Annotated in this window: 15 protein-coding genes and 1 pseudogene; 13 read left to right on the forward strand and 3 right to left on the reverse strand. The window is 34.6% G+C overall.

Features of this window, described 5'->3' with window-relative positions; translation table 11 throughout:
• Nucleotides 1-170: 170 nt before the first annotated feature.
• Nucleotides 171-380, forward strand: a pseudogene (locus tag AC220I_RS08875) (hypothetical protein); the annotation flags it as partial.
• Between the two features lie 229 nt (nt 381-609).
• Here the strand turns inward: AC220I_RS08875 and AC220I_RS08880 are convergent.
• On the reverse strand, nt 610-807 hold the full coding sequence (locus tag AC220I_RS08880) for a hypothetical protein (RefSeq protein WP_486723464.1): 198 nt from the start codon (nt 805-807) through the stop codon (nt 610-612).
• 888 nt (nt 808-1695) lie between these two features.
• Nucleotides 1696-2004, reverse strand: a complete 309-nt coding sequence (locus AC220I_RS08885) for a CC/Se motif family (seleno)protein (protein ID WP_486723465.1) — start codon at nt 2002-2004, stop codon at nt 1696-1698.
• A gap of 180 nt (nt 2005-2184) precedes the next feature.
• On the opposite strand from AC220I_RS08885, the gene AC220I_RS08890 reads away from it, so the two are divergent.
• The 9 genes from AC220I_RS08890 to lgt all read left to right on the forward strand — a co-directional run bounded on the left by AC220I_RS08890 (nt 2185) and on the right by lgt (nt 11390).
• Entirely contained in the window at nt 2185-3594 is a 1410-nt protein-coding gene (locus AC220I_RS08890) for a two-component system sensor histidine kinase NtrB (RefSeq protein ID WP_486723466.1), read from the forward strand.
• The gene (locus tag AC220I_RS08895; protein WP_486723467.1) at nt 3584-4933 is read left to right on the forward strand and encodes a sigma-54-dependent transcriptional regulator; all 1350 of its coding nucleotides are present in this window, start codon (nt 3584-3586) and stop codon (nt 4931-4933) included. The genes AC220I_RS08890 and AC220I_RS08895 overlap by 11 nt, the downstream gene beginning before the upstream one ends.
• 129 nt (nt 4934-5062) lie before the next feature.
• Nucleotides 5063-5248: a hypothetical protein gene (locus tag AC220I_RS08900; protein WP_486723468.1), complete on the forward strand. Its 186-nt coding sequence runs from the start codon at nt 5063-5065 to the stop codon at nt 5246-5248.
• Nucleotides 5249-5321: 73 nt separating this feature from the next.
• A complete protein-coding gene (locus AC220I_RS08905) occupies nt 5322-7793 on the forward strand; it encodes a heavy metal translocating P-type ATPase (protein ID WP_486723469.1) in 2472 nt (823 codons plus the stop codon).
• A gap of 3 nt (nt 7794-7796) precedes the next feature.
• A complete protein-coding gene (locus AC220I_RS08910) occupies nt 7797-8045 on the forward strand; it encodes a hypothetical protein (RefSeq protein WP_486723470.1) in 249 nt (82 codons plus the stop codon).
• 133 nt (nt 8046-8178) lie between these two features.
• The gene (locus AC220I_RS08915; RefSeq protein ID WP_486723471.1) at nt 8179-8778 is read left to right on the forward strand and encodes a hypothetical protein; all 600 of its coding nucleotides are present in this window, start codon (nt 8179-8181) and stop codon (nt 8776-8778) included.
• 85 nt (nt 8779-8863) lie between these two features.
• The gene (locus AC220I_RS08920; protein ID WP_486723472.1) at nt 8864-9376 is read left to right on the forward strand and encodes a hypothetical protein; all 513 of its coding nucleotides are present in this window, start codon (nt 8864-8866) and stop codon (nt 9374-9376) included.
• A gap of 107 nt (nt 9377-9483) precedes the next feature.
• Nucleotides 9484-10284, forward strand: coding sequence for a hypothetical protein (locus tag AC220I_RS08925; RefSeq protein WP_486723473.1), 801 nt, complete (start codon nt 9484-9486; stop codon nt 10282-10284).
• 275 nt (nt 10285-10559) lie between these two features.
• A complete protein-coding gene (lgt, locus tag AC220I_RS08930; RefSeq protein WP_486723474.1) occupies nt 10560-11390 on the forward strand; it encodes a prolipoprotein diacylglyceryl transferase in 831 nt (276 codons plus the stop codon).
• A gap of 52 nt (nt 11391-11442) precedes the next feature.
• Here lgt and AC220I_RS08935 read toward each other — a convergent pair whose 3' ends face one another.
• Nucleotides 11443-11859, reverse strand: coding sequence for a SoxR reducing system RseC family protein (locus tag AC220I_RS08935; RefSeq protein ID WP_486723475.1), 417 nt, complete (start codon nt 11857-11859; stop codon nt 11443-11445).
• Between the two features lie 167 nt (nt 11860-12026).
• On the opposite strand from AC220I_RS08935, the gene AC220I_RS08940 reads away from it, so the two are divergent.
• From AC220I_RS08940 to AC220I_RS08950, 3 genes are all read left to right on the forward strand, one after another.
• Complete coding sequence (locus tag AC220I_RS08940; RefSeq protein ID WP_486723476.1) at nt 12027-12419, forward strand: NusG domain II-containing protein; 393 nt, start codon at nt 12027-12029, stop codon at nt 12417-12419.
• Nucleotides 12394-14733 (forward strand): spermine/spermidine synthase domain-containing protein, encoded by a 2340-nt coding sequence (locus AC220I_RS08945; RefSeq protein WP_486723477.1) that lies wholly within the window; start codon nt 12394-12396, stop codon nt 14731-14733. Before AC220I_RS08940 ends, AC220I_RS08945 begins: the two co-directional genes overlap by 26 nt.
• Nucleotides 14734-15364: 631 nt before the next feature.
• Nucleotides 15365-15624: MerR family transcriptional regulator (locus AC220I_RS08950; protein WP_486723478.1), on the forward strand; the 260-nt coding region annotated here is incomplete at its 3' end.

Consider the following 15624-nt stretch of genomic DNA (forward strand, 5'->3'; position numbering starts at 1 on the left):
ATATCAGCCTGTGATAAGCTGATAACCTCTCTAAATCATGCTAAAACAAATGCTTTAGAGATAATCAAAATTCTAGAAGAACTTACAAAAGAAAATGTAAACCCTACACGATAACACCATACTTTACCAGGGTGGTATAATGACTAAAAATAAGTCAGTGGAGGATGAAGATGAGCTCAGAAAGTATTAAAATTAGAGGTGCAAAAAACAATAACTTAAAAAATATTAGTCTTGATATACCTAAAAAGAAGATCACAATATTTACGGGTGTTTCTGGTTCTGGTAAATCCTCAATTGTCTTTGACACCATAGCACAAGAATCGGGCAGACAGTTGAATGAAACCTACAGTAAGTTCATACAAAACTTTTTGCCCAAGTACCAGCAATCAAACTTGAATTTTTCATGAACCAATAACCAATTTTAAAATCGAGAAATGAAATTATTGTTTCAGAGTTGTTTACTGAAACAATAAATTTTGTCTTAAATAAAGTATAGACATGTTCCGTACATGCCAGTATTGAGATTTTGAGTTGCCCAATAATGCAAATCACGGTTAGTTTAGCTGTGAAAGTTGTCTTATGCTTTCAAGTGTTTCATAAAAGGCTTCATTAAAATGGGCAACAGGTGTATAGTACAAAATAAATGCATCTGGTTGTTTTTGCGATTTTTGAGGCGACCTTAAGTGGTTTTAAACGAATGGTGTCGATCTGGATATTTTTCATGCAATTCTCCAATGCTAGTCGTCCGAAAGAATTGAGATCATTATTTATTAGCGCATGTAGTGCCATTCGATTGGCATTGGTCACTTTATTTTAACGCTTATAGGAGTATAGTTAAATCCCAACTAACTAATATGATAAAGTTCTTCATGATATCATGATTGCGAAAGTACATCTGAATTTCGACAGATTTCAAATCCATGTCAGTGGCAATGAACAAATACGGAGAGGTTAATTAATTGTATAGCTTTTCCTCTTTTAAAACGACTTAGCGAGGATAGTCCTATTTGCCTGCTTGGTAATGGAACACATTATGGAAAAAGACTACATCAATCGTATGGTCCTTTGCTACTTGAGGTATTTCTCCATCAAGATTTTAGACGTTTGAATTTAATAAGCTATTTACCTTTAAAGGATTTGCATAGAAAAGGCATGGGTTTCACATTGTTTGGATAAGTTAGGCGTAGCAAAACAACTGTCGCTTCGCAAGAATAATTCGACCTCTTGATATAACATGGCATTTTCATCTAGCAAGGAATGTATGAAATCGACAACACCAGTAGAACTGTAGGCTGTGTAGTACATTTAAACTGGGCATCAATGGAGTTTATCCTTTGTTTGATTTAGGTATGTTTACTTAATTTCACAAGGCTGAAACCCTTATTCTTTAGTTTTGGCTTCACTTCTTAAGTGAAATAGCAAAAGTAATCAAAAATATTGTTAATATGCTCCGCAAAAGACTGCTTGTAAAAACTGGATGAAAAATACAGGTCAAGTAATGTTCAGAATTTTTTTACTGAATTTTCATAGCTAATAATCTAGTAGCTATGAATTTTATAGGTGGATTTACCCTGAAATCTAAATGAATTCAGACTAAATGGTATTTATCCCAATTTTAGGCTATAATCAAGAAAAGGCTGCGAAGCATTAAACGAGAGGATAAGTCTCTTCGCAGCCAATGAAGAAAAGTATATATCAATGCCCTTTTAGACTTAGTCCAACTGGAACTATACTTGATACAAATAAAAGTTTTTCAAGACTAAATTTTAATACAGGAGTCGTAACTTTTGCAATTTTACTGACGTATACAGTGATACCATTAATTTGAAATTGATTATAAATCAATTCATTTTCTGGTGCTTTGAGATCGATGTCTGCAATTTCAAAAGTTGGACAGCATCCGCCACCACTTTGATTGATTGTAAGCGTAATTACCTTTTTATTTTTCTTTGATAAATAAGAAATCACATTATCATCAATTTTAATTTCATAGTTTGTGTTCATAATAACACCTCCTACAATATAATATATGCATAAATCATGCCAAAAACATGGTATGGTTTATGCATAGTCTAATAATGCTCAAAAGTTGTTTTATTTAAGGGTATTCATATTAATCACTGTGTGATTTCACACATTTACTGTGCGAAATCACACAGTAAATCTGCATAAAGGAGTATAAACGTGAGAACTAGAAAAAATGATATCGCTCTTTTGATCGTATTAATAGTAATGGTTACCGCTTTACACTATCTAACGATTAATCAGAGATGGGCTGTTCACGATTTTTATAGAAGATTATACTACATTCCAATATTATTGGGTGCGTTTCAATTCAGATTACGTGGTGGCGTCATTACTGGAATAGCAGTAACGTTGTTATATTTACCACATGTAATATTTATTTTGGGTGTTGAAAATATAGTCTTTATTAATCAGTTGCTTGAAATGATAATGTTTTTATTCATAGGATCAATGGCAGGCTATCTAGTAGAGCAACTTTACAGGAATAATTTATTATTAACAGACCAGCTTGAAAGAATCACTGAAATAGAGATTTTAAACGAGAATATATTGAATAGTATGTCCTATCCTTTGATTGCGCTTGACAATAACAATATGGTGAAGATCATCAACAATGCAGCAAAGCGGTACTTCGTTGACTTGAAAACAGATGATTTATTTTTTGAATATCAAAAAGATATATTTGATGAAATTCATATAGCAGTTGAACGCGTTGTAAACGGCACCCTTCATCGTTATGATGAAATTCTGCACCTTCAATTGAACCTTAAACCTCTTGTTTATCATGTTAAAATATTTTCTTTGAAAAATCAAAATGACGATATTATGGGGACTGTAATATCCTTGGAGGACATCACAGAAGTGTATCAGCTTGAAGCAGAAATTCGTCGTTCTGACAAGCTATCTGCCATTGGTGTTATGGCATCCGGCGTAGCTCATGAAATAAGAAACCCTCTTGGTATCATTAAGTCAATTGCTCAAACGATAAAAGCATCTAATAAACTTAATGAAATGGACACTGAAGGAATGGAAATCATAATAAGCGAAGTAGACAGAGCGAATGGTGTAATCAAGGAAATTTTAGATTTTTCTAAAATTGAACGAGGTGTTTTAATCAATATTAATTTAAATGAACTTGTCCATGATGTCATAAAGATTACTCATAATTTTGTTGAGACTAGTTTGGTGACAATTGTAACAGAGATAGCTCCTGATATCTCATGCTTGGTAGACGTTGGTAAAATGAAACAAGTATTTATGAACTTGATAATGAATGCTGTGGATGCGATGCCGAACGGCGGTTTCATAACCATTAAAGGTAATGTTCGGGACAAAAAGGTCATCATCAGTGTATCAGATAATGGCATGGGCATTTCAAAAGAAAAGATAGACAATATTTTCAATCCTTTTTACACGACAAAGGATTCAGGAACCGGTCTGGGATTATCAATCACACATAAAATTATTAAAGAGCATAATGGTACAATAAGAGTGAATAGTACTCTTGGTATTGGAACCGAATTTTTGATTGAGTTGCCTAATAATAGTGAGGTAGAGTATGAAATTTAAAATCTTAATAGTAGAAGATGAAAAAAACATGGTTTGGGCACTTACAAACGCATTGAGGCAAGAGGGATATCAAATTGATTCAGTCTTACGAGGCGATCAAGCGATTGAAACAATTGAGAGGACGAACCCTGATTTGGTTCTTCTAGACATAAAACTTCCTGGAATGGATGGCATAACCGTATTGAGTACTATTCGTGAATTGGGAAATGATGTGCCTGTTGTAATGATGACTGCACATGGAACTCTTGATACAGCAATTCAAGCGATAAAGCTTGGTGCAACCGATTATCTGTCTAAACCCTTTGATTTAGATGAGATGAAAATAATTGTTCAGAAAGCACTCCAATTTGGAGAAATGACAAAAGAAATTCATTACCTTAAAGATGAACTCAACAAGAGTTTAAAGGATAAGATCATTGGCAATAGTCAAAAAATGAAAGATTTGCTAGAAGTGGCAGAACAAGTGGCAAAGAGTGATGCTACGGTTTTGATTACTGGTGAAAGTGGTACAGGAAAGGAAGTCATAGCCGATTATATATTTAAAACCAGCTTGCGATCAGATAAGCCCTTCGTAAAAGTAAATTGTGGTGCATTAACTGAAACGCTACTTGAAAGTGAATTATTTGGGCATGAAAAAGGTGCTTTTACTGGTGCAGTAAGCAGGAAACCAGGACGATTTGAAAGAGCAGAGGGCGGGACGATTTTCTTAGATGAAATTGGCGAAATTCCAATATCCATTCAAGTGAAGCTTCTAAGAGTCCTTCAGCAAAAGGAATTTGAAAGAGTTGGTGGCACAGAGACTTTAACGGCTGATGTTAGAATCTTAGCAGCAACAAATAGGAATCTTGCAGAAATGGTCGAAGAAGGGCTTTTCAGAGAGGATTTATATTATCGATTAAATGTGATTCCTGTCGATATCCCTCCTTTGCGTGAAAGAAGGGAAGATATTTCTCTGTTGTTAGAGTATTTTGTTAATAAGTTTGCTACAAAGATGAATCGAAAACCACTTTTAATTGAAGAAAGTGCTATGGCATGTCTTGTTAATTACAATTGGAAAGGTAATATTCGTGAACTCGAAAATTTGGTCGAGAGAATGGTTATACTTTCACGTACAGGGACTGTCAGCTTGAATGATTTGCCTAAGGAAATCAAGACCAAGGATGATCAAATGAGTTTGTTTTATCTACCTGAATCAGGCATTAATTTAGATGAAGTAGAAAAGGATCTTATCGAACAAGCAATGAAGCGAACGGATAATAATCAGACTAAAGCCGCTAAATTACTGGGTATATCTAGGCATACCTTGCTCTATCGGATGGGGAAATACGATATGAAATAGACCAATAGGTCTATTTTTTTTTGAAAATTTTATACAATAAACAATGTTGGCATGAAATATGCATAATCATTTAGCATAGGTAGTGAGATTACTTAATAAAATGTAGAATATTAAATTGGAGGTTATAAGATGGAAATACTAATCAGAGTTCTATTTGTTGTCGCTTTTGGTTTTATGGCATTTCGTATTATGCGAGGTGGCGGTTGTTGCGGTGGTTCTCATGGAACACATAGGTCACATACCGAGAGCCAAAGTGGAAAAGCAAGTTGTTGTAGCGGTAAAGATAATAATCAAAGCAATGAAAAGCACTCATAAAATTGAACTGTATCATATGCTACACTAATGTGCTAATTTGTACTAATTCAAATTATTGAAACGAGGTGATAATATGGCTAAAAGAGAAGAGATTCTATCTATAAAAGGGATGACCTGTACATCTTGTGCTGCAGCAATCGAAAAATCAGTTTCAAAACTTGATGGCACAATTACAGCAAGTGTAAATTTTGCCACAGAAAAATTGAATGTGGCATTCGATGACTCCTTGTTGACCATAGAAGCGTTAAAAGACAGTGTAAAAAAAACAGGATATGAGCTTATCGATAACTTGGAGTCTAAGGGAATTGTTATTCCAATACAAGGTATGACATGTTCGTCATGCGTTATGCACATTGAAAAAGCACTAGGTACAATAGAGGGAATTGTTTCAGTTCAAGTAAATATTGCTACTGAAAAGGCTGACATTGTTTACGACCCTTCTAAGATACGTATATCAGATATTAAGCAAGCAATTGTAAAAGCAGGTTATACACCATTGGATATTGAATCACAAGGTTTGGGTGACGTGGACAAAGACCGACGTGATAAAGAAGTAAAAGCACTCTGGCAAAAATTTGTTGTTTCGTTGATTTTTACAATACCACTTTTGGTAATCGCGATGGGACATTTGGTCGGGATAGAGTTACCAAGCATTGTGAATCCTATGCACAATCCATTTAATTTTGCAATTACACAAATTGTTCTAGTTATACCTGTAGCAATCGCGGGACGAAAGTTTTATACTGTTGGGTTTAGAGCATTAATAAAGAGAAGTCCTAACATGGATTCTTTAATTGCAATGGGCACAAGTGCGGCGATAGCATATGGTTTTTTTGCAACCTATAAAATATATTATGGGGAATTGGAATATGCAGGTGATTTGTATTTTGAAACCGCTGGCGTGATTGTTACCCTAATTTTATTGGGAAAATATTTAGAATCTGTATCAAAGGGCAGAACTTCGGAGGCAATTAAAAAGCTGATGGGGCTTGCGCCCAAAACTGCCATTGTCATAAAAAATGATACAGAGATCATTATTCCAATAGAAGAAGTTGAGCCTGGCGACATACTCCTTGTCAAACCAGGAGAGAAAATTCCTGTTGACGGTGAGGTTGTAGAGGGGCTAAGCACTGTAGATGAATCCATGCTTACTGGTGAAAGTATGCCAATTCAGAAAAAAGCAGGTGACCTTGTCATCGGTGCAAGTGTTAATAAGCATGGCTTAATGAAGATGAAGGCGACAAAGGTTGGCAAGGACACTGCATTGGCGCAAATCATAAAACTCGTGGAAGAGGCACAAGGATCAAAGGCACCTATAGCAAGACTTGCAGATATAATTTCAGGTTACTTTGTACCAATAGTCATTGGTATAGCAATCTTAGCTGGTCTTATCTGGTTCTTATCGGGTCAATCAGTTTTATTTTCATTAACAATTTTTATAGCTGTTTTAGTAATTGCTTGTCCATGTGCCCTAGGTCTTGCAACACCAACAGCTATAATGGTAGGTACAGGAAGAGGTGCAGAGTTTGGTGTTTTAATTAAGGGTGGAGAGCCACTTGAAACAGCACATAAAATTAACATGGTCGTGTTCGATAAAACAGGAACAATTACAGAAGGTAAGCCGATGGTAACAGATGTTATAACAGATGTCGGTTTTAGCAAGGAACAAGTCATACAAGTGGCGGCTTCAGCTGAGAAGGGTTCTGAACATCCACTGGGCGAAGCGATTGTAAACAATGCTTTTGAAGCAGGTATTGAGCTTTTGCGAATAAATGCTTTTGAAGCAGTACCTGGTCATGGTATAGATGTTAGTTTAGGTGAAACGAATGTACTATTAGGCAATTTGAAGTATATGAAGGATGAAAATATAATTGTGACGCTTGAGTCTGAAGCTGATAGATTGGCCGCTGAGGGAAGGACACCTATGTATATTGCGATCAATGGGATAATGGCCGGTATCATTGCAGTTGCAGATGTTACAAAAGAAAACAGTGCTTTTGCTGTGACTAAGCTCCATGAAATGGGTATTAAGGTTGCTATGATTACAGGTGATAATAAAAGAACAGCTGAAGCCATCGCAAAGCAAGTTGGCATTGATATGGTTCTAGCGGAGGTTCTACCCGAAGACAAGGCAAACGAAGTCAAAAAACTTCAAGAGCAAAATTATATAGTGGCAATGGTTGGAGACGGTATTAACGATGCGCCTGCTTTGGCACAGGCTGATGTTGGTATTGCAATTGGTTCAGGAACGGATGTTGCGATAGAGTCAGCAAGCATTGTGCTGATGAAGAGTGATATATTGGATGTTGTTACAGCGATTCAGCTTAGTAAAAGTACCATCAGAAATATCAAACAAAATCTATTCTGGGCATTTGCATACAATACTGCGGGCATACCACTAGCAGCAGGTTTATTATTTGCCTTCGGTGGACCTAAATTAAACCCGATGTTTGCTGCGGCAGCGATGTCCTTAAGTTCCGTTTCAGTTCTAACAAACGCATTGAGGCTTAGACGATTTAAGCCAGTAATTCAAAGAGGAAGGTAGTCAATGGAAGATAGAAATGTTCATATGGTAGAGTGTGACAAAAATCAAGATAATCAAGAGCATCAAAAACACCCTAAAAAAATGGGTCTTAAGCATGGTTTGCTTATGATATTATGCTGTTTAATTCCGATAGCACTCATTGGTTTGCTACCCTTATTAGGGGTGAAAGGTTTATCGTGGAGTTGGTTATTCTTTCTGCTATGCCCAATAATGCATATTGGCATGATGTTTTTTATGAAGGATCATCATTAGTTATAAAAATTGTAGTGGCTGTAAATAACATCAGAGGTTTTGATGTATTTTTAGCATAATCTTTTCAAGGGGCGCATCACACGCCCCTTCCCCCTTTTTATTGAGTTTGTAATATGAAATCATTAAGTTCTGAGTGAACGCTTGGAAAAATGAAATTTTTAAAAAAAGGAGCAATGCTTTGAAACATAAGAGTATATTTGCAAGGTTTACCCCCTGGAAGAGTGGCATTATCGGTGCGGGATTGCTCTTAGGATTATATTTTATTACTTTATCCTTGGCAAATTCTCCTGGGTATGCGGTAAGCCAATTTAAACAATTATGGTATTGGTTTTTACCTCTTATTATTGGTTTTGGTATCCAGTTGGGACTGTATTCTCACATTAGAAGGTTTGAACATTTTAAAATACATGGAGCTAGAGCAGGTATTGCAGCAAGCTCAGGGGTATCTGCAGGTTCAATGATTGCTTGTTGTTTACACCATGTTGCTGATATACTGCCTGTATTGGGTTTATCTGCAGCTGCAATTTTCTTGGCTAAATATCAAGTTCCTTTTATTATTTTGGGCATTGTTTCTAATCTAATTGGAATAACCATGATGCTTGTCTTAATTCAAGATCAGAATATGTATCAAAAAAAATGGCATATCTTTAAAATCAATATGAAAGTCCTTAGAGGGTTTGTTCTGATTATTGGGGCAGTATTTACAATTATGGCCTTTTTACTAACCAGGTAAATAGGTGTTTTTAAGGAGAGATAAAATGTGGAAAAATAGAATGCAATTGGTATTGTTTGCCATAATAATAATCATAGGAGGGAGTGTGGTTTTTAAAATAGTTGCAAAGCCATCAGACAAAGAGGATAATCGTTCGATGAAAACGTCTGATCAAGCTCAAAAGGAGATTGTAATTGTTAAAAAGCCTAACGAAAACGAGGTTGGTATTAAGGAAAGATCAAATGCAAGTGTTCAAAGTATTTCAATTGGTGCTGTTGACATAGAGGTCCAGTTCTATAACGAAGAAATTCCAAGTTTGGAAGATTGGATTTTCATGATAGATATGGATACGCATAGTGTTGATCTTGATCAAATAGATTTGGAGAAATCCGTATATTTTATGGATGACAATGGAAATATTATTAATGAAGGGTTTAAAGCTAGAAAGTCTGGATCTGGGCACCATATATCACAATATATTGAATTGCCTAAACAAATAAATGGTGAAGAGACCATTAAAAGTGACTTCACAAGCTTTAAAATGGTGTTTCTGAATATTGATGGTGTTGAAAAATCTGAACTTGAATGGGATATGACATTATTTGCAGATGCATTTTAATAAAAATAGAATAAAAATTGATTATCATACTTGTGCCATAATTGTATTATATGATACTAGATAAGAAGTTAAGTTATAAAACATAAAACAAATTTGGAGGCGAGGATATGAAAAAACATGCTACAAAAAAATTTATGGTAGTATTACTGGCAATGGGTATGATTGCCGCTGGAACTGTAACTTTTGCAGATCAGTCTGTATATCAAGGCTTTTGGCAAAATATGATGGGAAATACAACAACTGAGGGATACAGTAATGTAGTAGGAACAATGGGGAGTATGATGTCTGGCTATTCTAATAGTGGCAGCCTCAACAATGGATTTGGTCATATGAATGGTATGATGGGTTCATATAATTGGAATAACAATCAAGATTTTGATTCGTCAGAACTTTTGTCAATTGATGATTTAAAAGAAAACGTAGAAAAGTATTTAAAGAATTATGAGGGAAAATTTGAAATAGATGATATTTTCGTTTATTCAAATAGTGATTATTATTTCTCAATTATTGAAGAAGAAACGGGTCGTGGTGCAATGGAGCTTCTCGTTAATCCAGTCACAGGTTATGTTTATCCGGAATATGGACCTAATATGATGTGGAATACGAAGTATGGGATGCATGGTTCAAGTGGCTATGGTGGTATGATGGGTAACTTTTTCATAAATAATGATGGCGAAGAGATTCTTACTGAGCAAGAAGCACTTGAGAATGCAAATGCGTATTTAGAAGAATTGAATGCAAACCTGGTAGCAGAGGAAGAAGGACATGTCTTTTATGGCTACTATACCTTTCATGTAAATGATGGGGAAACTTTAAAGGGTATGATGAGTGTTAACTCAAGTACAGGTGATGTTTGGTATCACAATTGGCATGGATTACTCACTGAAGTGGTTTCCGATCATGAATAATAGAAATGTTGTATCTGAGAACGACCTTTGGGTCGTTTTTCTTTTGAATTAGATTGGATATCAATTAGTATTTAAATCTTATTTAAGTGAATATTTTCTTAATTAATGCTGATACTGTATCATATCACACAATCTATGTGGGAAATGCTACAAGCTTTGAGAAAACAAATAGTAAACAGGCAAAATTGGTCCTGTATGGATTAAATTTTATATTTTTTTTTGGCATAAAAATTGCAACATTCTAATAATGAATAAAAAACATAAGGAGTGAAAGTATGCAAGATGTAATAAGTATAGGCGGATTCCACATATATCTATTTGGGATAACAATCGCTTTTGGGCTTCTAATAGGTTATTTGATAACATATCTTGAGATTAAACGAAAGAAGCTCAGTGATACAGTATTTGGTGATTTGTCAATTATTGTTATTATATTTTCAATAATTGGGGCAAGATTATATTATGTTTTAGCCTTCAATTTGAAATTTTATCTAACAAATCCGATGGATATCTTTTTAATTAGAAATGGTGGAATGTCTATACAAGGTGGAATCCTTGGTGGTGTTCTATCAGGGGGTATATATCTTTGGTTAAAAAAAGCTGATTTTAAGGATTATGCAGATGCATTTGTGCCAGGTTTAGCATTTGGACAGTTTATTGGTAGGTTAGGGTGTGATGTATTTGGTATTCCAATGAACAAGATTTATCCTTGGGGACTCCTTATTAATGGGCAATTGGTACATCCAGTTCAAATTTATGAAGCATTGCTTGATTTAATTTTGTTTGGATTTTTATGGAGAAAAAGAGCAACCTTAAGGTTTAAGGGGCAACTTTTTGCTGAGTATTTAATTGGATTTGGTCTTATTAGAGGTATCGTGGAGTTTTTTAGAATTAATCCTATTTGGTTGGGAAGTTTTACAGTTGCACATATGACCGCAGCTGTAATGTGCATAATTGGTATTGTACTCTATATGAAATTTAAATCCTCCCAATACACGGATGAGAATGTAGATAAGAGCAAACCTTTGCCATTGTATTTATATTGTGGAAGTATAATCTTACTGGGTTTTGCTGCAACATTCTTTTTCTACAAAATAAGATTTTAAAAAAACAGTAGTTGCTAAAATCATTGATTTTAGCAGCTACTGTTTTTTGCAATTACTTCAAAGGCCTAGAAATAGTGTATTCAATCGTTTTTTTCTTACTGAAAAAATGGATTAGAAACAAGCTGAATGTATACATGGCTAATCCAATAGTTAAGGCGATTACATCGGAAAGCATATTTGTGTTGTCAGGGAATAAGTACAATTTACTTAGTATAATTCCAATAATGATCATAAATAGAGGCACGATATAAAACATTGCCGCTATTCTAAGTACTTTATTTGTCTCTGAATCTACTTGAACGATCTCACCTTGCTTTGCATTGATGGGATTTGATGTTGAAATTAAAACCCCCATCGCATTACACGAACCGCCACAACTCTTGCAATTACCACCGCAGGCTGACTGTCTAACAATCTGTATAAGTGCATGATCTGCATCAGAAGAGATCACTCTGCCATTTTGTCTCATATTAACACCTCCTATAAATTATTTATGCAATAATTGTGCCAATTACAGGTTTGGCATAATTATTGCATAAATAATAAGCAGAACGAGGTGATGAAATGATTTAATAAGTTGAAAATTGACAACACATAAAGGTCTAAAAATAGAGAAAAGGTGAAGTGGTCAGACATATGAGGAAAGGGGATTTTATCGTTATTATAGCAACATTGATTGTTGCTTTAGTACTTTCACTTGTCATGAAAAATTCAAAGGATGATTCTGCTTTATTTAGTTTTAGAGTAAAACAGGGACCTAAAATCATCTTAGAAAATACCGTTGGAAGAGACTATAAAGGGATTATTGCATTCAGTCTTAATAATCAAACGGAATACGTTGAAGTTAATCAAGGGAAAATCAAGCTGTCAAAAATGACAAAAGAAGTTTGTCCAAGGCAGATATGTTCAAATCTTGGTTGGGCGATTCATCAAGGTGATATCTTGGTTTGTCTTCCAAATAAATTAATCGTAGAAGTTATTGAGAAAGAAGGAGTAGAAAATTATGGAACAGATACAATCAGCTACTAAGTTAATTGAAAAAGAGGGTGTTACATTTGATGTGATGAATCATCTCGGTACTGACAAGATAAAACAATTACTGCTGATGTTTTTTTTATCAGCGGCACTTTTTGCCTACGAGGTGCTTTTAACGAGATATTTCTCAACTGTGATTAATGTTAATCTCGTTTATCTAGTTGTATCATCAGCACTGTTCGGAACAGGATTAGGCGCATACCATGCTCATAGTAGTCTAAAAGACAAAGATCAAGCTTATATTTCTAAATTTATAAGTAAAAATATGTATTTATTAGCAATATCAATAATCCTATTTTGGGGTTTAGCATTAGTTGGACCTTATATGAAGGGATATACATTTTATATAATGGGTTCTTCATCCACTTTCATATTTGGCGGGATGGTAATGTCTGCAATTTATTTGAAACAATCGGAATTCGGACATGAATTTTATTTTGTGGATATGCTTGGAGCTGTATTTGGTTGTGTGATTATAGTGGTTGGTATGATGTTATTTGAGTTTTACTCAGGAATAGCCGTTATGTTTTTTCTAATGGCACTTGCACTTGTATCTAATAGTAATTCGATGAACAAGACCTTTAATTATATATCGGTGATCGTACTTATTTTTTCAGGAGCGTTATTGTTTACAGAACCGGTAATTGACTTTATGAATAATCATTTTGACGCATATTATCATAATCCCAATAAAGGTGTTGCCTATATATCAGAGGCCCACAAGTCAGATGTTGAGATTATTTACTCAAAATGGAGTGCTTTTAGCAGAACAGATGTCCTTAAACTAACAAATGACGACGATGTAAGATATATTTTAACGGATGGTGGTGCATCTGCACCAATTGTTAAATTTGATGGAAATCTTCAGAATTTAGAGGACATGAAAACAGACGTAACATTTTTGTCTTATCTCATTGGCAATAATGACAAATCACTCCTAATTGGAAGTGGTGGTGGCAAAGATGTTATCTATGCTTTATTAAGCGGCAGCAAGAATATTACTGCTGTTGAAATCAACGAGGGCACTATAGATGCAGTAAATGCTTCTAAAGAATACAGTGGTGATATCTATAATCAACCTGGTGTAAGCTTGATTGTTGGTGATGGGCGAAAGTTCGTTGATGAAACAACGGAAACTTTTGATCATATATATCTATCAATGTTGATGTCAAATGCAATAGATAATTCCAGATTGTCTCTAGTTGAAAACTACATTTTCACAAAAGAGGCATTTAGTTCTTATATGAAAGCACTCAATCCAGATGGGAGAATATCGTTTATGGTCCATAACGGTGTTGAAGCAGTTCGAGTGGCTAATACTTGGATAGAAACACTCATTGAATCTGGTGTTCCCGAACGTGAAGTGAACAATTACTTTGTCATCGTGGATGGCATGAAAAATCACGACAGTCAGCCTGGTGAGGCACATATGCCATCTGTTATTTTGAAGAAAAAACCCTTTACTGAAGAGGAACTACTTATAATCAACAATTACCTCATTGATGAAGAGGTAGCTGCAATGCACCTGCCTTTTAAACCCAATCAATTATATTCCCGATTAAACGATGGTTCAGCGTCTTTTAAGGATATTATAAGCCAACTGGATATAAATGTTGCACCTGTTAAAGATACAAATCCATTTTTTTATAAATATTCGAAAGGATTTCCAAATGAAATATTGCCACTTATGATACCGACACTTATAATTGGTGTATTTCTACTTTCTAAAGCTAATCGGATTAGAGGTTCGATTTATTATTCCGCCAATTTTTTGATAATTGGAATGGGATATATGATCGTCGAACTTGGTTTCATACAATCACTTCAAAGATATCTTGAAAAGCCAATATTTAGCTTTACTTTAGTACTGATCGGTCTCTTGACTGGAAGTGCATTTGGTGCATTAGTTTCAGGTAAAATCCCATGGTTTGAGAAATTCAAGATATATTCAGGATTAGTCATAGGGGTTGTAATCATTTCAAGTTATTTTTGGTTAAATAAAATAACATTAAATACAATGGCATTATCAATACCTGAAAAGCTTTCAATCGTATTACCAATTATCTTGATTGTCGGATTTTTTATGGGCATACCCTTTCCGTATTCAATTGAACGAATGAGTAAAGACAAGTATATAAAAGGGCAGATTCCTCTTATGTACGCACTCAATGGATATGCTGCTGTTATTGGTTCAATGTTGGCATTAATTATAGCGATGAATTTTGGATTTGTATTTGTGGTTTTAGTTGGGGCAATGTTGTATTTTGTATTAGGGGTAATGCAAATGAGTGATTTTAGAGCACATTAAAGGAAAGAGATTCCATCCCTATCATATGGATTTGATATTTGCATTCAAAAAAGCTATGATATATATTGTGCAAACGTAACAAAATATCATTAACAAATGAAGGATTTGAAGTGCTACTCGTCAATTGGACAATAAAAAAATATAAAATCATTCTGCCAGCGGTTAAATCTGTTGGCAGTTTTGTGCTACTAGAGGTAATTTGATGTTTTTCTAAATGTGTTAATACACCTAAATTCCGTTGTAATCGATTACCGTTGAGTTAAATTGACAAAGTACTCTATCATCTCAACAAGATCAATTTAACTAGTCAATCTATTCCCCTGATAACGCTCTCTTTTTAGGATTTTCTAGAATCCTTTTATTGGGCAATTATCAATACATTTAGTTACTTGTGCCATACATTGTGTCATTTATACATGATAAAGTTTTATGTTAAATGTTCTATTTGTGTACTCGAAAAAAAAGGATTTAATCCCTTTCCCTCATCTAAGTACCGCACATGAGAGTTTCCTGAACATATGGCTCAAGCATTTCTTCATCATTACTGGCGGCAAAAATTGCACAAAGTTTTAGCCTTTTTTATTAAAATAGTCTTCATAAGAAAGGGTGTTTTAGGGATTTGTATCTTTTGATGTCTGACGGTTATCGTGAGGATGATATTCAGCGTCTTAAAATAATTAGAACCCTGAGGTGTGCAAATTATTCTTTGACGGCAATACTTAGGATGTTAAATGACACTGATAAAAACTCTACAACAAATATAAGTGCTGTTTTAGATGCCCCAGCCAATAATGAGGAGATTATATCAGCCTGTGATAAGCTGATAACCTCTCTAAATCATGCTAAAACAAATGCTTTAGAGATAATCAAAATTCTAGAAGAACTTACAAA

It is taken from the genome of Fusibacter sp. (assembly GCF_057447755.1).